Genomic DNA, 20,741 nt, shown 5'->3' with positions numbered 1-20,741 from the left:
CCCTAGGGGGACAGGCTCAGGGTGAAGTGGGGTGCGCCCCGGATGGGAACCGCCCTCCCGGATCAATAGATTCGGAAGGCAGCGAGTCAGCCCGGTCCACACACCCACGGAGGCGGCCATGTCGGCCCCCACGCACCCACGGTCCCTCCCGCCCACCCGCCGCGCCCGCAGCGCGACCGCCGCGAGCACCCGGCTGCACTGGTGGGCGCTGGCCCTGCCCGCACTCGCCTTCGGCCTCCTCCTGCTGCTCCTCGCCGGATCCGGCGAGGCCCACGCGGCCACCGGCGAGGTCTCCGGCCTCGTCCAGGTCGCGCAGCAGCTCCTGCGCGCCGTCGGCTGACCTTCCGAGCGCCCCTCACCACCGGGGACGAGCCCCCTCAACCCCCTGCGCCCCACGGCCCGTTTCATGCGAAGCTGGGAGCCATGAGCGCAGACACACCCCGCAGGATCGCCCTCCTCCGGCATGCCAAGGCCGACTGGCCCGATGTGTCCGACCACGACCGTCCGCTGGCGGAACGGGGCCGCAAGGACGCACCCGCCGTCGGTCTGAAGCTCGCCGAGACCGGAATCGTCTTCGACCTGGCCCTCTGCTCCACCGCCGCTCGCACCCGCGAGACCTGGAAGCTCGCTGTCCAGGAGATGCCGCACCGGCCGAAGACCCACTACGAGGAGCGGATCTACGACGCCTCGCCGGGCGAGCTCATCGCCCTGCTGAACGAGACGTCCGACGAGGTCTGCGACCTCCTCGTCATCGGCCACAACCCCGGCATGCACGCCCTCGCCGACGCCCTCGCCGGCCGCGCGGAGGGCGACACCCTGGCACGGATGACCCGTACGGGATTCCCGACCGCGGCGCTCGCCGTCGTCTCCTTCACCGGCTCGTGGAAGTCCCTTGAGCACGGGGTGGGCACGCTGCTGGACTACTGGACCCCCAAGGGGCACTGACCGGCGCCGCACGCGCGGGGGCCCCGGCAGCCAAGCACCGGCCGTCGGGGCCCACTCATGTCCGGGATCGGGGTGCCTCGCGCACCTTCGGAAGGTCAGGCCAGGTCGGCGGCCTCGACCTCCTCGCGGGTGATCCCCAGCAGGTACAGCACCGCGTCCAGGAACGGCACGTTCACCGCCGTGTGCGCCGCCTCGCGGACCACCGGCTTGGCGTTGAAGGCCACGCCCAGCCCGGCCGCGTTCAGCATGTCCAGGTCGTTGGCGCCGTCACCGATGGCCACCGTCTGGGCCAGCGGCACCCCGGCCTCGGCGGCGAAGCGGCGCAGCAGCCGGGCCTTGCCTGCCCGGTCCACGATCTCCCCGGTGACCCTGCCCGTCAGCTTCCCGTCGACGATCTCCAGGGTGTTGGCGGAGGCGAAGTCCAGCCCCAGCCGCTCCCGCAGGTCGTCCGTCACCTGGGTGAAGCCACCGGAGACCACGCCCACCTGGTAGCCGAGCCGCTTGAGGGTACGGATCAGGGTCCGCGCCCCCGGCGTCAGCTGCACCTCGGCGCGGACCTTGTCGACGACGGACGCGTCCAGGCCCGCCAGCAGCGCCACACGGGCGTGCAGCGACTGCTCGAAGTCCAGTTCGCCGCGCATGGCCCGCTCGGTGACCTCGGCGACCTCGGCCTCGCACCCGGCGTGGGCGGCGAAGAGCTCGATGACCTCGTCCTGGATGAGGGTCGAGTCCACGTCCATGACGACCAGGCGCTGCGCCCGGCGGTGCAGCCCGGCCGAGACCACGGCGATGTCCACGCCGATGTGCGCGGCGGCCGTGGCCAGCGCGGTGCGCAGCGGCTCGGTCTCCACGCCGGAGACGGCGAACTCCACCGCGGTCACCGGGTACTTGGCGAGCCGGAAGATACGGTCGATGTTGCCGCCGGCCCCGGTGATCTCCGCGGCGATCGCGGCCGTGGACTCGGCGGTGAGTGGATGTCCGAGCACGGTGACATGGGACCGGCCGCTGCCGCGCGGCCTGTTGTCACCGGTACCGGAGAGGATCTCGGCCTGCAGCTTGAGCGACTCGGCCCAGCTGTGGACCGTGGCCCGCAGGTCGCCCTCGCTGCCGCCCACGGGCTTGGTGACGAGGGCGCACAGGACGATGCGGCCACGGGTGACGACCTGCTCGATGTCGACGACGTCGACGGAGTAGGCGGCGAGGGTGTCGAACAGCCCGGCGGTGATCCCGGGACGGTCCTTGCCGAAGATCTTGACGAGGAGGGTGGGGACGTCGGAGGTCTGCGATGCGCTCATGGTGCCCTCACCGTATCTTCCCGGCTCCCGGGACAGGACCCCCGTCCCATTTCCTGAACGTGCCGCGCCGCGCCCGGTCGTCAGCGCGGCCGGGGTGGCGGACCCGGTGGTTCCGGCGGGGCCGGCGGGGGCGGTGGTTCCGGCGGGGGCGGTGGTTCCGGCGGGGGTGGCGGGGCCGGCGGGGGCGGTGGAGTGAAGGGCGGTCGCTGCGGGGGCCGGGTGCGCCGCGGCGGGTGCGGCGGTACGCCGGTGACCGTCACGTCCCAGGAGACGTCGGGGTCCAGGTACGGAAGCGCCCACCCGGGTGGGCCACCCTGCCCGCCCTGCCCGCCCGGCCCGGCGCCGTACGGGGCCGTGGGCGCCCCGCGATCCACCGGTGCCGGCCGGCCGGCACCGCCCGCGGCCGCCGGCCAGGGCGGCCCGCCGCCCGGATCCCGGGCCGGTACGGCAGCCGCCCGGCGCCGGCCGGCCAGCACCGCACCGGCCGCACCGGCCACCGCACCCCACACCGAGCCCAGCAGCAGCGCGTACGGGACGTCCCCCCTCAGCTCCACCCCGGCGTCCACCACGTCCACGCCCAGCACCGCCGACGAGGCGTCCGCCGACAGCCGCGTCAGCCGCACCAGCACCGCCAGGGCCACCCCGGTGACCGCCCCCAGCCGCACCGCGCAGCCCGCGACGCCGCGCCCGGGAGTCCGTACGGCCGCCACCACGCCCGCGGCGAGCAGCAGCAGCGACACGCCCGCCACCAGCAGCCAGACCCGTTCGTCGTACTCCGCGAGCCGGGCCACCGTCACCGGCTCCCGCACGGAGGCCGACAGCAGCTCGTCCAGCGGATCGGGCAGCAACCGCGCGGGCTCGCCCGAGGCCTTGCCGCGCAGTGGCACGAACAGGCCCAGCAGCACCCCCAGCCAGCTGCCGTTCGGCGCGCCCAGCAGCGCGGCGCCCATCACCCGCCCGGGGTGATCGTCGTCCGCCGCCGCCCACACCGCCGAGGCCAGCCCCGCCACCACCGCGACCAGCAGCACCGTCACCACCGCCGAGGCCGCGGGCCGCCACCGGGCGAGCACGGCGGGCCCGCGCCGCGAGACCAGCAGCGCCACCGCGAGCACGGCGAGCGCCCACACACCCGCGCCCAGCAGGGTCGGCCCGGGCACCACGGAGAAACCCACCCTCGTCCGAGCCTCGATCAGGTCCCCTACGTGGTCCGGGAGGAGCCCTCCGACGTCACCGACCCCCGGCACCTCGACCCGCACCGGGACGCGGGTGCCCGGCAGCGCCGCGCCGTCGAGGGTGACCACGTCGTGGCCGGCCCACGCCAGCCCGCCCGCCGTCGCGACGAGCAGCGCCGTGAACGCCGCGACCCGGGCGGCCGTCTCGCCCGGCCCCGCGCCGGCCCGCAGCGAACGCAGGAACACCCCCGCCAGCACCAGGGCGCCGGCCAGCGACACCCCCAAGGGCATGACGTCCAGCGAGGCTTCGGCCTCCGCCCCGGCAACTCCGAAGACCGAGACGTCACCCGAGGGGTCCACGGTTCCACCGATCGCGAGGACCACCACGGCCGCTGTCATCGGTCCGAGCGAACCCCCTGCGGCGTCGGCGCCCAGCAGGTGCAGCCCCGGGCCGGCCACGGCCGCCATCGCGATCAGGGACCAGCCCACGGCGGCCACGGCGGACAGGAAGACGTCTCCCCAACGGATGCGGCGCACGCGGCGACCCCCCGATGCATGCCGAGCGGTATGCGACGGAACTCCCGGGCGAGAAGTCCCGTATCTCACTCTCCGGGCGACTTTCGACCCCGTCAACGGGCAGACGTAGACGCCCCGGCAAGGCCCGGATTCCACATACGGGTGCAGGCCTGAAATAGTTCCCCCGGATGTTCGCCATCCCTAGACTCCCTGACGTCATGGGGGATTCTCGGGGGACTTAAGTGGGGCTGGAGTGCCGGAACTCGTACTGGAATTGAATGGCAGGACCTGGACGCTCGATCCGTCCAGGTCGTACTCCCTCGGGCGTGACCCCCAGGGAGACGTGGTGATCGACGATGCGCGGGTGTCATGGCGGCACGCCACCATCGCCTGGAACGGCCAGGGTTGGGGGCTCGACGACCACGGCAGCACCAACGGCACCTACGTACAGGGGGCCAGGGTCCAGCAGATCGCGCTGGTGCCCGGCACGCGGGTCCACCTGGGCAACGCCACCGACGGACCGCGGCTGAATCTGAGCGCCGCCGGCGCGCCGCAGTCCGCCGTGGCAGCGCACGCGCAGCAGGCACAGCAGACGCCGGCCCAGGCGTACCCCCAGCCGCAGTCCGCGGCCTACCAGGCCCCGCAGCAGCCCCAGCAGCCCCAGCAGGCCTGGAACCAGCAGCCCCAGCAGCCCCAGCAGCCGCAGGCCCACGTCCCGCACCAGCAGGGCGGCGCCGCGCCCGGCCAGGCGCAGGGCGGCGCACCGGGCTACGGCGGCGACCGCAGCCCGACGACGTTCCACCAGCTCGCGCTGGGCCACGTCATGCGGATCGGCCGTGCGCTGGAGAACGACCTGGTGGTCTCCGACCTCCAGGTCTCCCGCCACCACGCCGAGTTCCACTCGATGCCCGGCGGCCGCTTCGAGATCCGCGACCTCGGCAGCCACAACGGCACCTACGTCAACGGCCAGCCGCTGCCCAAGTCCGGCACCCAGCTCCTCGGCCCGAACGACATCGTCGGCGTCGGCCACTCGACGTTCCGCATCGTCGGGGACCGCCTGGAGGAGTTCGTCGACACCGGCGAGGTCTCCTTCTCGGCCCGCCACCTCACCGTCACGGTCGACGGCGGCAAGCAGATCCTCAAGGACGTCACCTTTGGCGTCCCGGAGAAGTCGCTGATCGGCGTCATCGGCCCGTCCGGCTCCGGCAAGTCCACCCTGCTCAAGGCGCTGACCGGCTACCGGCCCGCCGACCAGGGCGACGTCCTCTACGACAACCGCAACCTGTACAAGCAGTTCGCGGAACTCCGCCAGCGCATCGGCCTGGTCCCGCAGGACGACATCCTGCACAAGGAGCTGAAGGTCAGCACCGCGCTCAAGTACGCGGCCAAGCTCCGCTTCCCCGGCGACACCGCCGAGTCCGAGCGCTCCGCCCGCATCGACGAGGTGCTGCGCGAGCTCAAGCTCGACATCCACAAGGACAAGAAGATCACCGCGCTCTCGGGTGGTCAGCGCAAGCGCGTGTCCGTCGCCCTGGAGCTGCTCACCAAGCCCTCGCTGATCTTCCTGGACGAGCCGACCTCCGGTCTCGACCCGGGCATGGACCGCGACGTCATGCAGCTGCTGCGCGGCCTCGCCGACGACGGCCGCACGGTCCTCGTCGTCACGCACTCCGTCGCCGAGCTGTCGCTCTGCGACAAGCTGCTGGTCATGGCTCCGGGCGGGTCCGTCGCCTACTTCGGCCCGCCGGACGAGGCGCTGAACTTCTTCGGCTACGGCACGTGGGCGGACGTCTTCTCGGCCTTCGAGAACTACCGCGACTACGACTGGGCGGGCCGCTGGAAGGGCTCCCAGCACTACCAGCTCTACGCCGCCGAGCTCGACGCGGTCGCCCCGCAGCCGGTCGTCATGCCGCCGGCCCAGCAGATGCGCCCCGCCAAGCCGCAGGGCTGGGGCTCGCAGCTGTGGACGCTGATCCGCCGCTACGTCTCGGTGATCGCGTCGGACAAGGGCTTCATGGGTCTGATGCTGATCCTGCCGGCCGTCCTGGGCGTGGTCTCCACGGTCATCCCCGCGACCTTCGGCCTGGCGCCGCCGAGGCCGCCGTCGCGCTTCAACGGCGACGCGGGCACGATCATGCTGATCCTCGCGGTCGGCATGTGCTTCTCCGGCGCCGCCAACTCGGTCCGTGAGCTGATCAAGGAACGCGTCATCTACGAGCGTGAGCGCGCGACCGGCCTGTCCCGGTCGGCGTACCTCATGTCGAAGGTGATCGTCCTCGGCTTCATCACGGCCATCCAGGGCGTGATCATCTGCGCGATCGGCTTCACCCCGCGCGACCTGCCCACCGAGGGCCTGCTGATGCCGCCGGCCGTCGAGCTGTGCGTGTCGGTCATCGCGCTCGGCTTCACCTCGATGATGTTCGGCCTGGTCATCTCCTCGCTGGTGAAGACCGCCGAGAAGACCATGCCGCTCCTGGTCATGTTCGCGATCGTCCAGGTCGTCTTCACCGGCATCCTCTTCCAGGTGTACGACTCCCCGGGCCTGGAGCAGTTCGCCTGGCTGATGCCGTCCCGCTGGGCCATCGCCGCCGCCGGCACCACCCTGAACCTCGGCAGGCTCATGCCGCCGTGGGACCAGGACAACCCGACCAACACCGACCCGCTCTGGGACGCCACGGTCGGCCAGTGGAGCCTGAACATCATCGTCCTGCTGGCCCTCGGTATCGCCTGCGGGTTCCTGGTGCAGCGCCTGCTGCGCCGCCACGAGCCCGAGGTCATGCGCGCGGGCAAGTAAGCGCCGGAAAGCCGAAGGGCGGCACCCGGGATCCGTGATCCGGGTGCCGCCCTTCGGCGCGTGTCGGGGTGGGCGAGGACCGCCGAAGGCCTAGTAGGCGCTGTTGACGTTGTCCATCGAGCCGTACCGGTCGGCCGCGTAGTTGCAGGCGGCGACGATGTTGGCGACCGGGTCGTACTGGTCGAACTTGGTGCCCTTGACGTGGTACGCCTTGAAGGTCGGGTAGATGACCTGGAGCAGACCCTTGCTGGGGACGCCGTTGCGGGCGTTGATGTCCCAGTTGTTGATCGCCAGCGGGTTGCCGCTGGACTCGCGCATGATGTTGCGGTGAATACCGGCGTACGTGCCCGGAATGCCCTCCTTCTTCATGATGAAGAGGGCCTCCTTGATCCAGCCGTCAAGGTTGTTCGCGAAGACGGGGGTGCGGGCGGCGGAGCGGCTGGCGGCCGCCTTCTGCTCGCGGGCCTTCTTCGCGGCGGCCTCGGCCTTGGCCTTGGCGTCTGCGTCGGCCTTGGCCTTCGCGGCGACGGCGGCGGCCTTGGCGTTGGCGTCGGCGATGACGTGCTGCGTGGAGAGGTGGCCGTACAGGGCCTTCGTCTGCGTGCCGTTCACGGCCTGGGTCCAGGCGACGGGGGCGGCCGAGAGGGTCTCGGCCTCGGCTGCGTCGGCCGGGACGAGGGAGAAGGCGACGGCGGCGGCGCTCAGGGTGGCGACACCGGCGATGGACAGCTTGTGTGCCTTCGTCAGACGACTGTGACCGGGAGTGCGGGAAGCAGACATGGCGGGGCAACCTCTTCGAATAGCGGGGGCCGCAGGAAGGCGCCGAGCGGATCCGGGATCCGCGGCGCCTGGCGACGGGAGCAATTCTTAGCGGCGGCAAAATCCTGTGGCAAAGGTGTGACGTACGATCCCGCTTAGTGGATCAGGGGCGGGCGCCGAGGCGCGTTTTCCGGCCTCGGCGCTACGCCCGTCCGCCCTGACAGGGCCTGGTCTCCTCCACTAGGGAGCTTCGTAAGTGATGTGGGTCCTATGCCGGGGCTCACACCGCCCTTACGTCGTCCTCACCATGCGTTGCTCCAGCAATTCATTCAGTGACGGTTGTCATCCCTGAGGAGGAGATGGACGTCGCCGAACTCGTGCCAGAGGCAGAGCCGGGCCAGCGCCTGCGCATACCCCAGCCGTACCGCGTCCCGCCCCGCCACCGCCTCCAGCATCAGCAGGTGGGAGGCCTCGGGCTCGTGCAGCCCGGTCAGCAGGCCGTCCACCACCCGCACCCCGCGCTCCGGCGTCACCACCAGGTCGGTCCACCCGCCCGCCGCGCGCACCACCCCCCGCGGGTCCGCCGCGGACTCCAGCGCCCGCACCGCGGTGGTCCCCACCGCGATCACCCGCCCGCCCCCGGCCCTCGCCGCGTTCACCAGCGCCGCCGTCGTGGCCGGCACCGTGTACCGCTCCGGGTACGGCGGTTCGTGCGCCTCCTGTGAGGCCACCCCCGTGTGCAGGGTCAGCGGGGCGAACTGCACCCCCCGGCTCACCAGCCGCGCCACCAGCTCCGCCGTGAAGGGCCGGCCCGCGCTCGGCATCTCCGCCGAGCCCGCCCCGTCGGACTCGGGCGCCGAGAACACCGTCTGGTACACCGACAGCGGCAGGTCCCGCTCGGTGTAGGCGTACCGGATCGGCCGCCCGTGCTCCCGCAGCAGCTCCGGAACGCCGTACGGAACGGGGGAGGGCCGGTCGGAGGGGGAGCGGTCGGAGGAGGAGCGGTCGGAGCAGGGCCGCGCCCACCAGAGCCGGTCCGCACCCGCGGCCAGCGGCTCCTCCAGGACCAGGCGGCGGCCACCCGGCAGCTCCACCACCGCACCGGCCGGCCCGCCCGGCCGCGGCCGGGTCGTCCCGCCGCCCGCCGGGGTGCGCAGCTCCACCGCCCAGCGGCCGTCGTCACCCCGGGTCGAGAAGTGCACCACCAGGGCCTCGCCGCCCAGCCGGGCGTCCACTGCGGCCGCGAGGGTGGCCGAGGTGTTCACCACCAGCACGTCACCGGCCCGCAGCAGGTGCGGCAGCTCCCGGAAGCCGTGCAGCGACACCCGGGTGCTGCCCCGGGACACCAGCAGCCGTACCGCGTCCCGCCCCAGCCCCGGACCCCGCTGCTCGGCCGGAACCCGAGCCAGCAGTTCGCGAGGAATGTCCCTTATATACAGTCCTGCCGTCGTCTCCTCCCGCACCATCGCCGCCCGGCCTCCCGTCCCGGCCCGACTCCCGTCCACCCCGCCGACGTACGCACCGGTCCCGCTCATCGCTCGGTCCCGCCGCCCGCCGAGGACCCGGCCGGTGCCTGAGCCGCGGCCAGCCCCTCCGCCGTGTACCGCCCGCTCGGCAGACCCCGCTCCAGCAGCCGCAGCAGCACCGGCGCCACCTCCTCCGGCGCCGGCAGCCCCGCCAGGTCCTCACCCGGCTCGGCCGCCGCCATCATCCGCGTCCGCATCGACCCCGGATCCGCCCACCACACCCGCAGCCCCGGCTCCTCCACCGCCAGCACGGACGACATCAGGTCCACGGCCGCCTTGGTCGCCCCGTACGCACCCCACGTGGCGTACGGAACCACCGCGGCGTCCGAGCTGATGTTCAGCACCGCCCCCGCCGCCGAGGCCCGCAGCAGCACCAGCCCCTCCTGGACCAGCCCCAGCGGCCCCAGCACATTGACCTCGAACGCCTCGCGCAGCCCGGCCTCCGGCTGGGCCGCCAGCGGCACCAGCGGCTCGGCCCCCAGCACCCCCGCGTTGTTGACCAGCAGGTCCAGCCCGCCCAGCCCCCGTGCGGCCGCCACCAGCGCCGCCCGGTGCGCCGCCGCGGACACGTCACCGGCCACCGCCACCACCCGCACCCCCTCGGCCCGCTCCAGCCCGGCCGCCACCTCCCCCAGCGCCGCCCCACCCCGCGCGCTCAGCACCAGGTCCCAGCCGCGCCCCGCCAGCTCCCCGGCCAGTGCCCGGCCGAGCCCCCTGGAAGCCCCCGTCACGATCGCCACCGACATGACAGCACCTCTCGCCTTCGTCCCGATCAGCAGATGCCCTCAACCTAGGAACCGCCGGGTCGCACCCGCGTCGGCCGCCGGCCCCACCCGTACCGGTCCCTTCGACCTACGCCCTGCGGCGGGCCCGGAGTCCCTCCACCGCCCGATCCCGCAGGTCACGGCCGCCGGTACGGTGAGGCCATGACCGCAAGCCCCCCGCAGGGCGGACCCCGCAGCGGCCTGGCCGCCGTGAGCACCGCGCTGCTCGCCATGAGCCGCCGCCTGGAGGTCCGCGACGTCCTGCGCACGATCGTGGTGTCGGCCCGCGAACTGCTGGACGCCGAGTACGCGGCCCTCGGCGTCCCGGACGACCACGGCGGCTTCGCCCAGTTCGTCGTCGACGGCATCAGCGCGGAACAGTGGCGGCAGATCGGCCCGCTGCCCCGGCAGCACGGCATCCTCGCCGCGATGCTCCACGAGGACGGCCCCGAGCGACTGGCCGACGTACGCAAGGACCCCCGCTTCGAGGGCTGGCCCGCCGCCCACCCCGAGATGTCCGACTTCCTGGGCATGCCGGTCCGGGACGGCGAGGAGACCCTCGGCGCGATCTTCCTCGCGAACAAGCGGGGCGCACCCGACGGCACCGACCGCGTCTTCACCGACGAGGACCAGGAACTGCTCTCCCTCCTCGCACAGCACGCGGCCATCGCCCTCACCAACGCCCGGCTCTACGAACGCAGCCGCGAGCTCACCATCGCGGAGGAACGCTCCCGGCTCGCGCACGAACTGCACGACGCCGTCAGCCAGAAGCTCTTCTCCCTGCGCCTCACCGCCCAGGCCGCCGCGACCCTCGTCGACCGCGATCCGGCCCGCGCCAAGGACGAGCTCCAGCAGGTGGCCGCCCTCGCGGCGGAGGCCGCCGACGAACTGCGCGCCGCCGTGACCGAGCTGCGCCCGGCAGCCCTGGACGAGGACGGCCTGGTGGCCACCCTGCGCACGCACGTGCACGTACTCGACCGCGCGCACACCGCGCACGTCACCTTCACCTGCGACGGCGTACGGGCCCTCCCCGCCGCCCAGGAGGAAGCGGTGCTGCGCGTCGCCCAGGAGGCCCTCCACAACGCCCTGCGCCACGCGGACGGCGACCGGGTCGAGGTCACCCTGGCCCGTACAGCCGCCGGGGGCGCCGTCCTCAGGGTCGTCGACTCCGGCAAGGGCTTCGACCCCCTGGCCGTCCGCCGGGCGGGCCGTCATCTGGGGCTGGTCTCCATGCGGGACCGCGCGAGCGGTGTCGGAGGCCGCCTCACCGTGCACTCGGAGCCCGGGCAGGGCACCACGATCGAGATGGAGGTACCCGGTGGCTGACAGCACCGGCCGAAGCGCCAGCCGTATCCGGGTCCTGCTGGTCGACGACCACCAGGTGGTCCGGCGGGGCCTGCGCACCTTCCTGGAGGTCCAGGAGGACATCGAGGTGGTCGGGGAGGCCTCCGACGGCGAGGAGGGCATCGCCCGCGCCGAGGAGCTGCGGCCCGACGTGATCCTCATGGACGTGAAGATGCCGGGCACCGACGGCATCGAGGCCCTGCGCCGGCTGCGCGAGCCGGCGAACCCCGCGCGGGTGCTGATCGTCACCAGCTTCACGGAGCAGCGGACCGCGGTCCCCGCCCTGCGCGCGGGCGCCGCCGGATACGTCTACAAGGACATCGACCCCGACGCCCTGGCCGCAGCGATCCGCTCCGTCCGCGCCGGTCATGTCGTGCTCCAGCCGGAGGTGGCCGAGGCCCTGCTCGCCCAGGAGGAGCAGAGCCCGGCGGCGGGCCGCCCCGGCTCGCTGACCGACCGCGAGCGGGAGGTCCTCGGCCTCATCGCGGACGGCCGTTCCAACCGCGAGATCGCCCGCGCGCTGGTGCTGTCCGAGAAGACGGTCAAGACGCACGTCTCGAACATCCTGATGAAGTTGGACCTTTCCGACCGGACCCAGGCCGCATTGTGGGCGGTCAGGCACGGAATAACGGAGTGAGGCGGCCGAATCGGACCGAGTCCTTCCGGTCTGAGATTCATACGGTCGGGTGTATGTAGCCCACATGGCGTATCCCCGGCCGTGGGCGGCCGTTCTCCATGACGTGCCGCGACGGCTGGTCGCGGCCGACGTACTGGAGGACGAGAACGTGAAGAACTTCAAGAAGGCCGCAGCCGTCACCATGATCGCGGGCGGCCTCCTCGCCGCCGGCGCGGGTGTCTCCTCGGCGCACGGCGGTGCGTCGGCGGAGGGCGAGGCCCTGAACTCGCCCGGCGTGGCCTCGGGGAACCTCGTCCAGGCCCCGGTACACGTCCCGGTGAACGTCGTGGGCAACACGGTCAACGTGATCGGCCTGCTCAACGGCGCGTGGGGCAACACCGGCGTGAACGCCTGACCCCGTCCCGACCTGCGGCCCCGCTTCCCCCCTCTCCCTGGAAGCGGGGCCGCATCCTCGTGTCCGGACGGCGGACGGATGCTGCCGCACGCCCCCGGCGCGAGCCTGCACTCCGACACCGTCTCGGTCGTCGACACCCGCAACGGCGGCGTCGTGGACGACGTCCCCACGGGCCTGGCCACCGCCAGCCCCGCCGACGCATGAGACACGGGGCCGACGGCTGACCCCGAGCACCGGGCCGCCCCCCCCACGAGGCCGGGCGCAGCCCGGTTCCCGGAACCCCGCAGGAGGCGTACGGCCGGGGCGTTTCCGCAACGTCCCGCCCCGCCCCGCGGCCCCCGACACCGGCGCTTCGCCGCGTCGCGATCTGCGGGCCCGGGGAGGCCCCACGCACCGGACGCCGCCGCGCCCGCCCCGCCCCGGCGGCCGGCGCTCCGTCCCGGACACGACCCGGACCCTCTCCCGGATCCGGCCCGGCCCTGCCCTGCCCGGCCCTGCCCTGCCCGGCACGGCCCTGCCCGGCACGGCCCTGCCCGGCACGGCCCTGCCCGGCCCTGCCCTGCCCGGCCCGCGGCACGGCACCGCGCTCAGCCGCCGGGGCGCCCGAGTACGTCCCGTACGCAGGCACCCTCCGCCTCGCGAGGCACCGCACCGGACGCCCCGGGCCCATCCGGCAAGATCCGAAAGAGCCGACAGAACCGCTAGTGCTGCTCCACCGCCGCGTTGTACGCGGCAACCAGCGCCCGCCGTGCGACCCGCTCCACCGGCCGCAAGGCCTCCGACCGCGCCGCCATCTCCGACGCGGCCACCGCACCCCCGTGCCCGCTCTCGTACGCCAGCGACACCATCAGATCGACCCGCTGCGCCAGCGCCAGCACCCGTACCGCCCGCGCCGGATACCCCGGCGCCAGCGCGTCCCGCCCCGCATCCGCCCGCGCCCGGTACGCCGACAGCGCCGCCTCCGCCACCGGACCCGACCCCGCCACGTCCAGCCGGGTCAACACCACGGTCGCCTCGCGCAGCGCCTCCGCCAGCTCCCGCTCCGCCTCGCCGAGCGACGGCACGTCCGCCGGCGGGGCCTCCCGTACCGGCAGCACGTGCCAGGTCACCGACACATGCACGTCACCGGCCGGGCCGGCCTCCGTCACCTCCGGAACCAGCCCCAGCGCCGCTCCCACCGCGACGATCGCCTCCTCGGCCTCCAGCGCCCGCGCGTTGAACTCCGGCGGCCCGCTCAGCCCGAGCGGATGCCCCGGCACCGGCAGCGCCACCCGCAGTCCCGTCACCCCCAGCGCGCGGAGCCGGCCGAGCGCCAGCGTGAGCCCCACCGGACCCGCCTCGCCCGGCAGACCCTCCACCCGGTGCACGGCGTCCTCACCCACGATCGACATCGCGGCTTCGTCGGGCGAGACCAGACCGGCCAGCAGCGCGTTCCCCCAGGCGGCCAGCCGCCCTGAACGTGGTTCGAAAAGCATCCCCCCACTTTACGGATCGGCCCCGGCACCGGGCCCCGGCCCCGGACCCCTTCCCCAGTGGCGTAGGTTTTCCCCTGGGGCTGCGTCTACCGGCGCACAGTGAACCGTGACTGCAAGGGGTGACAACACGCTCATGAGCGATGTTCTGGAGCTGGTGGACGTATCCGTGGTCCGCGAGGGCCGGGCTCTGGTGGACCAGGTCTCCTGGTCGGTGAAGGAGGGTGAGCGCTGGGTGATCCTCGGCCCCAACGGCGCCGGCAAGACCACTCTGCTGAACCTCGCCTCCAGCTACCTCTTCCCCACCAAGGGCTCCGCCACCATCCTCGGCAGCACCCTCGGCAAGGTCGACGTCTTCGAACTGCGCCCCCGCATCGGCATGGCCGGCATCGCGATGGCCGACAAGCTCCCCAAGCGGCAGACCGTCCTGCAGACCGTCCTCACCGCCGCCTACGGCATGACCGCGACCTGGCAGGAGGAGTACGAGGCCGTCGACGAGCAGCGCGCCCTCGCCTTCCTCGACCGGCTCGGCATGACCGAGTACCTCGACCGGAAGTTCGGCACCCTCTCCGAGGGCGAGCGCAAGCGCACCCTGATCGCCCGAGCGCTGATGACCGACCCCGAGCTCCTGCTCCTCGACGAGCCCGCCGCCGGCCTCGACCTCGGCGGCCGCGAGGACCTCGTACGCCGCCTCGGCCGCCTCGCCCGCGACCCGCTCGCCCCCTCCATGGTCATGGTCACGCACCACGTCGAGGAGATCGCCCCCGGTTTCACCCACGTCCTGATGATCCGCCAGGGCAAGGTCGTCACCGCCGGTCCCATCGACCTCGAACTGACCTCCCGCAACCTCTCGCTCTGCTTCGGCCTCCCCCTGGTCGTCGAGCGCAACGGGACCGACCGCTGGACCGCCCAGGGCCTGCCCCTCGGCTAGGGCGTGTTTCGAAAGTCCCGCCTGCCCCGCGGCGCCTGGTACGCACGCTCGCCGCGTTGTCGGGATCGTCCAAGTACGCCCAGTACGAGGACGACCCTCCGCCTTGCGATCGCACGCACCAGACGCCGCGGGGCCCGCCCTCCGGGCGGACGGCGCTACTTTCGAAACACGCCCTAGCCGCCACCGAGCAGCCGCGCCGGTCACCCTCCGGTACAGGCCCCCGCACCCTGTCCCGACCGCGCCCACCCGACCTACCATGACCACGTGGACATCGACGCGTGGGTGTGGTGGCTCATCGGCGCGGTCGGACTGGGCATCCCCCTGGTCCTGACCGCCATGCCGGAGTTCGGCATGTTCGCCGTCGGGGCGGTGGCGGCCGCCGTCACGGCGGCCCTCGGCGGGGGAGTGGTGGCCCAAGTCCTGGTGTTCGTGGTCGTGTCGGTCGCGCTCGTCGCCGTCGTCCGGCCCATCGCGAAACGGCACCGCGACCAGCGGCCCCAGCACCGCAGCGGAGTCGACGCGTTGAGGGGCAGAACCGCAGTCGTCCTCGAACGCGTCGACGGCAGCGGCGGCCGCATCAAGCTCGCCGGCGAGATCTGGTCCGCCCGTACCCTCGACGCGGACACCAGCTTCGAGCCCGGCCAGTCCGTCGACGTGGTGGAGATCGACGGGGCGACCGCCGTCGTGATGTGAGAAGCAGCCTGCTCGCGGCCCACAGGTCTGCGAGACTCCGATCAACGGGGCAGCACAGACAGCCGGAAGGGCACGGGGAACCGCATGCAACCGATCATCATCGTCCTGATCATTCTGGTGGTTCTGGTCTTCATCGCACTGGTCAAGACGATCCAGGTGATCCCGCAGGCCAGCGCCGCCATCGTCGAGCGGTTCGGCCGCTACACCCGCACCCTCAACGCGGGCCTCAACATCGTCGTCCCGTTCATCGACTCCATCCGCAACCGGATCGACCTGCGCGAACAGGTCGTCCCCTTCCCGCCGCAGCCCGTCATCACCCAGGACAACCTGGTCGTCAACATCGACACCGTCATCTACTACCAGGTGACCGACGCCCGGGCCGCGACGTACGAAGTGGCCAGCTACATCCAGGCCATCGAGCAGCTCACCGTCACCACGCTGCGCAACATCATCGGCGGCATGGACCTGGAGCGCACCCTCACCTCCCGCGAGGAGATCAACGCCGCCCTGCGCGGGGTCCTCGACGAGGCCACCGGCAAGTGGGGCATCCGCGTCAACCGCGTCGAGCTCAAGGCCATCGAGCCGCCCACCTCCATCCAGGACTCGATGGAGAAGCAGATGCGCGCCGACCGCGACAAGCGGGCCGCGATCCTCCAGGCCGAAGGTGTCCGGCAGTCCGAGATCCTGCGCGCCGAGGGTGAGAAGCAGTCCTCCATCCTGCGCGCCGAGGGTGAGGCCAAGGCCGCCGCGCTCAAGGCCGAGGGTGAAGCGCAGGCCATTCGTACGGTGTTCGAGTCCATCCACGCCGGCGACGCCGACCAGAAGCTCCTCGCCTACCAGTACCTGCAGATGCTCCCGAAGATCGCCGAGGGCGACGCCAACAAGCTCTGGATCGTACCCAGCGAGATCGGCGACGCACTGAAGGGCCTCTCCGGCGCCATGGGCAACTTCGGTCCCCTCGGCGGAGGTTCGGGATTCAACCCGCAGGGTTCCGGCAAGGACGGCGGTGGCATCCCGGCCGCCCGCGACAAGGACGCCGCCGAGCGTCGCGAGCAGCCCCCCATCGACTGAGCCCGCACACCCCCTGATGCATGATCAGTGAGGCCCCTCGACCTTCATGGCGGGGAGGCGACTCACTCATGCAAAGGGGATGGCACAGTCCATGTCCATCTGGGAATCACTCGCGGTTCTCGCCGCCGGCATCGGCGCGGGCACGATCAACACCATCGTCGGCTCCGGCACCCTCATCACCTTCCCGGTGCTGCTGGCCACCGGTCTGCCACCGGTCACCGCCAACGTGTCCAACACCCTGGGCCTGGTGCCCGGTTCGATCAGCGGGGCCATCGGCTACCGCAAGGAGCTCCAAGGGCAGCGCGCCCGCATCCTGCGCCTCGGCTCGGTCTCGGCCGTCGGAGGACTCACCGGCGCGGCCCTGCTCCTCGCCCTGCCGTCGGACTCCTTCGACACCATCGTGCCGATCCTGATCGGACTCGCACTCGTCCTCGTCGTCCTGCAGCCCCGGCTCGCCGCCGCCCTGCGCCGCCGTCAGGAAGCCGCCGGGGGCGACACCGGCCACCCCGACGGAGGCCCGGTCCTGCTCGGCGGCATGCTGCTCTCCAGCGCCTACGGCGGCTACTTCGGCGCGGCCCAGGGCGTGCTCTACCTCGGGCTGATGGGCCTGCTGCTCCACGACGACCTGCAACGGATCAACGCCGTCAAGAACGTCATCGCCGCCCTGGTGAACGGCATCGCGGCCGTCTTCTTCCTGTTCGTCGCCGAGTTCGACTGGACGGCCGTGCTCCTCATCGCCGTCGGCTCGACGATCGGCGGCCAGATCGGCGCCAAGGTCGGCCGCCGCCTCCCGCCGACCGTCCTGCGCGGCGTCATCGTAACGGTCGGGATCCTCGCGATCGTCCAGCTGCTGGTCCGCTGAGCGACGTAGCAGAACTACGCCGCCCAGCGCAGACGTCCTAGGCGGAACGCTCCAGCCAATCCGGGAGCGCCTCCCGCCCGGCCACCCCCAGCGCAAGGAGCATGGCGTCCGCCGGAGACGGTACGAAGGGCTTCCGGAGGAGCGGCATCCCCGCCTCCTCCGGAGTCCGGGCCGCTTTGCGGTGGTTGTCCTCGGCACAGGACGCCACCGTGTTCAGCCAGGTGTCCCCGCCGCCCTGCGCCCTCGGCAGTACGTGGTCCACCGTGGTCGCGCGCTTGCCGCAGTAGGCGCACCGGTGCTGGTCCCGGACCAACACCCCCCTCCGCGACCAGGGAGCGTGTCTTCGGAAGGGCACCCTGACGTACCGGCAGAGCCTGATCACCCGGGGCATCGGAAGGTCCATGGTCGCTGCGCGGACACGGAGATCGGGGTGCGACTGTTCGACGACGGCCTTGTCCTGCAGCACCAGGACCACAGCCCGGTTCAGCGTCACCGTCGACAGCGGCTCGAAGCTCGCATTCAGCACCAGCGTGTCCCGCATCTCGCCCACCTCCCGTGTGCAGGCCCGCGACCACCATGGCGGCAGGGCCCGCAACCACTCTGGCCGCGCGCGCCACGCGGGACAACGCAATAAAAATGCCCGGTCCCGGCCTTCTTTAGACCAGGACCGGGCAAACGCCGGGCGAACGATCAGCGCGCGGCGGGCGCCTCGTACTCGGCGACGAGCTGCGCACGCCCCAGGGCGTGGAACCGCAGATGGAAACCGACGACCGCCGGCGAGGAGTCCTCGTCCGGGCCGAGCTGCTCACGGTCCACCGCGTACACGGTGAACACGTAGCGGTGCCGCTCCCCGCGCGGCGGGGCCGCACCGCCGAAGTCCCGCGTCCCGTAGTCGTTCCGCGCGTGCACGGCACCTTCCGGCAGGCCCGGGAAGTCCCCCGTGCCCGCACCGGCCGGCAGCTCCGTCACCGAGACGGGCAGGTCGAAGAGGACCCAGTGCCAGAACCCGCTGCCCGTCGGCGCGTCCGGGTCGAAGCAGGTCACGGCGAAGCTCTTCGTCCCCTCGGGGAAGCCCTCCCAACGCAGGTGCGGGGAGACGTTCTTCCCCGTGAGGACCTGTGCGGCGTGCAGGTCCGCTCCGTGGGAGACGTCCTCACTCGTCACGGTGAACTCGTGCACCTCGGGATGGAAATCGTGGGGGAGCGGCGCCCTGTCACGTTCGGACACGTCAAGACCTCCTGGTCGAAATGGGAAACCCCTGCAAAGACGGAGCCTAGGCCTCCAGCAAGATCGTCGATCACCCCGCGCGTTGCGAAACCTGCAAGACCCTCTCGTTTCCCGCCGCTCGCGGCGCCCGTCGCACGCGTGGCGACGCCGGCGACCGGCCTCGTGGGCGCGCGGGCCCGCGCAGGCGAGCGGGACGGCCCAGTAGACCCCGGACGCCACTGGCGTCCGGGGCCCGTCCCCGCCGTCCGGATCAGAACCAGTTGCGCTGCGAGCCCACCGAGGCGATCCACTGGTTCAGGTACGCCGCCCAGTCCGTGCCCTGGTACGACTGCAGACCCACCTGGAAGCAGCGGTAGGTGTCACTGCCCTCGCTGAACAGACCCGGCTTCTTGTCCATCTCCAGGACGACGTCCATCTCCCGGCCGTCCGAGACGAAGGTCAGCTCGACCTGGTTCAGCCCCCGGTACTGCGAGGGCGGCAGGAACTCGATCTCCTGGTAGAAGGGCAGCGTCTGCCGCGTCCCGCGGATGTGCCCCCGCTCCATGTCCGCGCTGCGGAAGGTGAAGCCCAGCTGCCGGAAGGCGTCCAGGATCGCCTGCTGCGCCGGTACCGGGTGCACGTTGATCGCGTCGAGGTCGCCGGCGTCGACCGCACGGGCGATCTCCAGCTCGGTGCTGACCCCGATGTTCATACCGTGCAGGTACTGACCCGCGAAATGGGTGATCGGCGTCTCCCAGGGGATCTCCATCGCGAACGGCACCACGTGCAGCGCACCGGCCTGCACCTGGAAGGCCCCGCCGAGGCGCTGCTTCGTGAAGACGACGTTCTGCTTGTACTCCTGGTCACCACCCTCGACCTCGACCCGCGCCTGCAGCCCGATGGACAGCCCCTCGATCTGCTGCTCCACGGATCCGCCCTGGATACGGACCTCGCCCTGGACGATCCCGCCCGGAACGACGTTCGGCTCGGTGATGATCGTGTCCACCGAAGCACCACCGGCACCCAGGCTCGCGAACAGCTTCTTGAAGCCCATGCTCAAACTCCCCTTGAACGTTCTGGCGACTACGCCGCGACTACCCCATACCAACGCGGAACACTAGGTCCCGGTTGCAGGTGGGCGCGGTCCACTACGCTCGACCGGATGAGCGCGCGTCCTGACCGTACGCCCCTGTCCCGGTCCTTCTTCGACCGCCCGGCCCTCACCGTGGCCCCGGACCTCCTCGGCCGCACCCTCGTCCGCCGTACCGGGGAGGGGCCCCTGGAACTGCGCATCACGGAGGTGGAGGCGTACGAGGGGGAGTCCGATCCGGGCTCGCACGCCTACCGCGGGCGCACGGCACGGAACGCATCGATGTTCGGCCCGCCCGGACACGCGTACGTCTACTTCATCTACGGCATGTGGTTCAGCTTCAACCTGGTGTGCGGCCCGGAGGGCCGGGCGAGTGGGGTGCTGGTGCGCGCGGGCGAGATCACGGTCGGTGTCGACCTGGCCGCCAAACGTCGAGTTTCGGCCAGAAACCCACGTGAACTCGCCAAAGGGCCGGCCCGCCTCGCCATGGCCCTGGACATCGACCGCTCGCTGGACGGGACCGACCTCTGCGGAGGCCCCGCTTCCCCGCTGTCCCTCCTCGCGGGTACCCCCACCTCGTCCGACCTGGTGAGCAGCGGCCCGCGCACGGGAGTCGGCGGAGCCGGCGCGGACCACCCGTACCGCTTCTGGATCACTCACGACCCGACGGTGAGCCCCTACCGGGCCCACGCGCCACGCCGCCGCTCAACTTGACTCGCCCTGGCCGGACGCCTAACGTTGCTCGAGCCGCTTTTACGGGGCACTGCCATCGGCAGACCTTCGAGCGGCCAACCCACTACCTACGACCTACCCCTGGCGGGGCTCTATTCGGCATGCCCGAATTCCCGGCCGGCGGCTCGATTATGAGTCGCAAGGGAAAAGCGCTAACGTAGTGGAAAGCCGAGAGGCAAAGACCCCCAACGGTCACCGAATTCAAATCCGAATCGACTGCGACTTTCGAGAAGCAGGACGCGGAAATGATCTGGTAGAGTTGGAAACGCAAGACAGGAAAGCCCGGAGGAAAGCCGCAGCCGAGAGGCTGAGGTGAGTACGAAGGAAGCGTCCGTTCCTTGAGAACTCAACAGCGTGCCAAAAATCAACGCCAGAAGTTGATACCCCGTCCACTTCGGTGGATGAGGTTCCTTTGAAAAAGACCTGTCGGGCCTTCGGGTGCCGGCAGGCGACAAACACAGCGAGGACGTTGTGGCGCGTCGGTCATATTCCGACATGATGCGCCCGCTCTTTCGTGCGTGTGCACCCGATCACGGGT

At 71.9% G+C, this 20,741-nt stretch carries 21 protein-coding genes; 12 read left to right on the top strand and 9 right to left on the bottom strand.

The genetic code is table 11. The features are described 5' to 3' along the window. The first annotated feature begins 118 nt into the window (after positions 1 to 118). Together ACIPXC_RS00105 and ACIPXC_RS00100 are read left to right on the top strand one after the other, a co-directional pair. Entirely contained in the window at positions 119 to 340 is a 222-nt protein-coding gene (locus tag ACIPXC_RS00105) for a hypothetical protein (protein ID WP_401611560.1), read from the top strand. Between the two features lie 83 nt (positions 341 to 423). Beyond that, positions 424 to 945 (top strand): SixA phosphatase family protein, encoded by a 522-nt coding sequence (locus ACIPXC_RS00100; RefSeq protein ID WP_401611558.1) that lies wholly within the window; start codon positions 424 to 426, stop codon positions 943 to 945. 95 nt (positions 946 to 1,040) lie between these two features. Here the strand turns inward: ACIPXC_RS00100 and serB are convergent, their stop codons facing one another. Further along, the gene (gene serB, locus ACIPXC_RS00095; RefSeq protein ID WP_386462554.1) at positions 1,041 to 2,240 is read right to left on the bottom strand and encodes a phosphoserine phosphatase SerB; all 1,200 of its coding nucleotides are present in this window, start codon (positions 2,238 to 2,240) and stop codon (positions 1,041 to 1,043) included. An 80-nt stretch (positions 2,241 to 2,320) separates the two neighbouring features. Then, entirely contained in the window at positions 2,321 to 3,949 is a 1,629-nt protein-coding gene (locus tag ACIPXC_RS00090; RefSeq protein ID WP_401611555.1) for a streptophobe family protein, read from the bottom strand. Between the two features lie 232 nt (positions 3,950 to 4,181). On the opposite strand from ACIPXC_RS00090, the gene ACIPXC_RS00085 reads away from it, so the two are divergent. Next, positions 4,182 to 6,722 (top strand): FHA domain-containing protein, encoded by a 2,541-nt coding sequence (locus ACIPXC_RS00085; protein WP_401611551.1) that lies wholly within the window; start codon positions 4,182 to 4,184, stop codon positions 6,720 to 6,722. A 90-nt stretch (positions 6,723 to 6,812) separates the two neighbouring features. On the opposite strand, the gene ACIPXC_RS00080 is transcribed toward ACIPXC_RS00085, so the two are convergent. The 3 genes from ACIPXC_RS00080 to ACIPXC_RS00070 all read right to left on the bottom strand — a co-directional run bounded on the left by ACIPXC_RS00080 (position 6,813) and on the right by ACIPXC_RS00070 (position 9,753). Then, positions 6,813 to 7,502 carry a transglycosylase SLT domain-containing protein gene (locus ACIPXC_RS00080; RefSeq protein ID WP_401611548.1) on the bottom strand — a complete coding sequence of 230 codons (690 nt, stop codon included), beginning with the start codon at positions 7,500 to 7,502 and terminating at the stop codon, positions 6,813 to 6,815. Between the two features lie 308 nt (positions 7,503 to 7,810). Next, the gene (locus ACIPXC_RS00075; protein ID WP_401612004.1) at positions 7,811 to 8,947 is read right to left on the bottom strand and encodes an S-adenosylmethionine:tRNA ribosyltransferase-isomerase; all 1,137 of its coding nucleotides are present in this window, start codon (positions 8,945 to 8,947) and stop codon (positions 7,811 to 7,813) included. A 65-nt stretch (positions 8,948 to 9,012) separates the two neighbouring features. Beyond that, positions 9,013 to 9,753, bottom strand: coding sequence for an SDR family NAD(P)-dependent oxidoreductase (locus tag ACIPXC_RS00070; protein ID WP_401611545.1), 741 nt, complete (start codon positions 9,751 to 9,753; stop codon positions 9,013 to 9,015). A 180-nt stretch (positions 9,754 to 9,933) separates the two neighbouring features. On the opposite strand from ACIPXC_RS00070, the gene ACIPXC_RS00065 reads away from it, so the two are divergent. From ACIPXC_RS00065 to ACIPXC_RS00050, 4 genes are all read left to right on the top strand, one after another. Then, entirely contained in the window at positions 9,934 to 11,097 is a 1,164-nt protein-coding gene (locus ACIPXC_RS00065) for a GAF domain-containing sensor histidine kinase (RefSeq protein WP_401611543.1), read from the top strand. Beyond that, positions 11,090 to 11,752 (top strand): response regulator, encoded by a 663-nt coding sequence (locus ACIPXC_RS00060; protein ID WP_401611540.1) that lies wholly within the window; start codon positions 11,090 to 11,092, stop codon positions 11,750 to 11,752. The genes ACIPXC_RS00065 and ACIPXC_RS00060 overlap by 8 nt, the downstream gene beginning before the upstream one ends. A 148-nt stretch (positions 11,753 to 11,900) precedes the next feature. Beyond that, the gene (locus ACIPXC_RS00055) at positions 11,901 to 12,146 is read left to right on the top strand and encodes a chaplin (RefSeq protein ID WP_030962220.1); all 246 of its coding nucleotides are present in this window, start codon (positions 11,901 to 11,903) and stop codon (positions 12,144 to 12,146) included. Between the two features lie 78 nt (positions 12,147 to 12,224). Then, entirely contained in the window at positions 12,225 to 12,350 is a 126-nt protein-coding gene (locus tag ACIPXC_RS00050; protein ID WP_401611537.1) for a hypothetical protein, read from the top strand. 497 nt (positions 12,351 to 12,847) lie between these two features. Here the strand turns inward: ACIPXC_RS00050 and ACIPXC_RS00045 are convergent, their stop codons facing one another. Continuing rightward, the gene (locus tag ACIPXC_RS00045) at positions 12,848 to 13,621 is read right to left on the bottom strand and encodes a hypothetical protein (RefSeq protein WP_401611535.1); all 774 of its coding nucleotides are present in this window, start codon (positions 13,619 to 13,621) and stop codon (positions 12,848 to 12,850) included. Positions 13,622 to 13,754: 133 nt separating this feature from the next. On the opposite strand from ACIPXC_RS00045, the gene ACIPXC_RS00040 reads away from it, so the two are divergent. The 4 genes from ACIPXC_RS00040 to ACIPXC_RS00025 all read left to right on the top strand — a co-directional run bounded on the left by ACIPXC_RS00040 (position 13,755) and on the right by ACIPXC_RS00025 (position 17,175). After that, on the top strand, positions 13,755 to 14,549 hold the full coding sequence (locus ACIPXC_RS00040) for an ABC transporter ATP-binding protein (protein ID WP_401611533.1): 795 nt from the start codon (positions 13,755 to 13,757) through the stop codon (positions 14,547 to 14,549). A gap of 264 nt (positions 14,550 to 14,813) precedes the next feature. Then, positions 14,814 to 15,242: an NfeD family protein gene (locus tag ACIPXC_RS00035; RefSeq protein WP_401611530.1), complete on the top strand. Its 429-nt coding sequence runs from the start codon at positions 14,814 to 14,816 to the stop codon at positions 15,240 to 15,242. Positions 15,243 to 15,326: 84 nt separating this feature from the next. Next, entirely contained in the window at positions 15,327 to 16,313 is a 987-nt protein-coding gene (locus tag ACIPXC_RS00030) for an SPFH domain-containing protein (protein ID WP_030962223.1), read from the top strand. 91 nt (positions 16,314 to 16,404) lie between these two features. Then, positions 16,405 to 17,175 carry a sulfite exporter TauE/SafE family protein gene (locus ACIPXC_RS00025; RefSeq protein WP_392577319.1) on the top strand — a complete coding sequence of 257 codons (771 nt, stop codon included), beginning with the start codon at positions 16,405 to 16,407 and terminating at the stop codon, positions 17,173 to 17,175. A 37-nt stretch (positions 17,176 to 17,212) separates the two neighbouring features. On the opposite strand, the gene ACIPXC_RS00020 is transcribed toward ACIPXC_RS00025, so the two are convergent. The 3 genes from ACIPXC_RS00020 to ACIPXC_RS00010 all read right to left on the bottom strand — a co-directional run bounded on the left by ACIPXC_RS00020 (position 17,213) and on the right by ACIPXC_RS00010 (position 19,435). Continuing rightward, on the bottom strand, positions 17,213 to 17,716 hold the full coding sequence (locus ACIPXC_RS00020) for an HNH endonuclease (protein WP_401611526.1): 504 nt from the start codon (positions 17,714 to 17,716) through the stop codon (positions 17,213 to 17,215). 149 nt (positions 17,717 to 17,865) lie between these two features. Further along, positions 17,866 to 18,402, bottom strand: a complete 537-nt coding sequence (locus ACIPXC_RS00015; RefSeq protein ID WP_183069639.1) for a YbhB/YbcL family Raf kinase inhibitor-like protein — start codon at positions 18,400 to 18,402, stop codon at positions 17,866 to 17,868. Positions 18,403 to 18,652: 250 nt separating this feature from the next. Further along, positions 18,653 to 19,435: a sporulation protein gene (locus ACIPXC_RS00010; protein WP_401611524.1), complete on the bottom strand. Its 783-nt coding sequence runs from the start codon at positions 19,433 to 19,435 to the stop codon at positions 18,653 to 18,655. Positions 19,436 to 19,543: 108 nt separating this feature from the next. On the opposite strand from ACIPXC_RS00010, the gene ACIPXC_RS00005 reads away from it, so the two are divergent. Continuing rightward, entirely contained in the window at positions 19,544 to 20,185 is a 642-nt protein-coding gene (locus tag ACIPXC_RS00005; RefSeq protein WP_401611521.1) for a DNA-3-methyladenine glycosylase, read from the top strand. Positions 20,186 to 20,741: the final 556 nt, after the last annotated feature.

It is taken from the genome of Streptomyces sp. NPDC090021 (genome assembly GCF_044748225.1).
GTDB lineage: Bacteria > Actinomycetota > Actinomycetes > Streptomycetales > Streptomycetaceae > Streptomyces.
Note: the sequence above shows the minus strand (reverse complement) of the source record. Positions and strands in the feature narration are given on the sequence as shown.